Genomic DNA, 232 nt, shown 5'->3' on the forward strand with positions numbered 1-232 from the left:
TCTGGTCGTCGGTGCTGCCTGCGGCCAGTTCGGCCAGGGCGCCTTCTACGTCCGTAGCTGTGAAATTGCCTCCGACATCTGTGATGTTTACCTCTGAAGCGGTTTGGTCGTCAGTACCCACCAGGCTAGAGAGATCTACAGTCTCGCTGGTTCCTCCTTCGATGCCAATGGTCAGGTCGGTGCCTACAAGGGCAGAACCGCTGATGTTCTGGTCGTCCGTGTTATCCAGGTA

At 56.9% G+C, this 232-nt stretch carries 1 protein-coding gene; it reads right to left on the bottom strand.

Features of this window, described 5'->3' with window-relative positions; all coding sequences use genetic code 11:
* Nucleotides 1–232: hypothetical protein (locus CA832_RS15075; RefSeq protein WP_158211951.1), on the bottom strand; the 232-nt coding region annotated here is incomplete at both ends.

The organism is Robiginitalea sediminis, from assembly GCF_002198115.1.
Classification (GTDB): Bacteria; Bacteroidota; Bacteroidia; order Flavobacteriales; family Flavobacteriaceae; genus Robiginitalea; species Robiginitalea sediminis.